Genomic DNA, 966 nt, shown 5'->3' on the forward strand with positions numbered 1-966 from the left:
CCGTCCTCATCACCCCGCGGAAAATTCTCCCCCACCACCAACCGCGCAAGCCACTCCAACCCCCTCGGCAACTTAATACTCAACGCCCCACCCTCCCCAGTCGTCTCACACCACAGCAAGCACGGCCAACACAGAAAGACCATGGCAGTAAAGGCTCGCCGCAGTCGGCGGCACCCACACCTCGGGCCCACACACCACGCCGGCAGCCCGAGCCAGTTGAGCACAATAGCCACAATCCCCACGGACACCGGAACCACAGACCCCCGGAAATTCATCAGCCCACCGAAAGCCGAATGTATAGAAGATCCGTGACGCGCAGTCTAATGCAAGCGCCTAGCCGGGAGAGTGCAAATTCGGTAGTGCCATCACTTCCCGTGCCGGGTGCGGAAGGAATCCGCCGGGCGGGGTGGGTCTTGCCCAGCGCACCCCCGACCACGCGCCTACCACTCGAAGTCGATGTCACCACGTCTCATATGCGCGGGGTATTGTCATACCGCCTTTCAGTAGGCGGCCGTTCCCACCCGTCCTGTTGCGAACAGGTCTGTCGCGCCCCCCGAAGGGGAAGCGGGGACCCCAAGGCAACGGGCGGGGCCAGAAACCGTGGGGGTAACCGGCCCCGCCCCTCTACGGCTCGAAGTCGATGTAGTCGATGTCGGTGAACTCCACCTCCAGGCCGGCGGCGCGGCGGCCGCGGTCGCGGAAGTAGATCTCTTGCAGGCCCTCGGCTGCGATCGCGCGCAGCTGCTGTTCGTCGGCGCCTTGCTCCTGGGCGTCGAAGAGGCGGGCTGCGTACTCGGGTGGGAGGGCTTGGGTGACAGGCGGATGCGGGCGTCGTCGGTGGAGCCGGGGGCGGCGGTGAAACCGAAGCGGGCACCGGTGTCGATGACGATGCCGCCGGTCGTGGCCGCAGCCTGCTTGGCGCGGGCGCGGACATGTGGCTGCCACCGCTGGCGTACTTCACGTTCC

1 pseudogene is annotated in these 966 nt (G+C 66.3%); it reads right to left on the bottom strand.

Annotated elements, in window-relative coordinates:
• Positions 1-624: 624 nt before the first annotated feature.
• Positions 625-966: pseudogene (tpg, locus tag PV350_RS46710) on the bottom strand (telomere-protecting terminal protein Tpg); the annotation flags it as partial.

The organism is Streptomyces sp. PA03-6a (genome assembly GCF_033792765.1).
Taxonomy (GTDB): Bacteria; Actinomycetota; Actinomycetes; order Streptomycetales; family Streptomycetaceae; genus Actinacidiphila.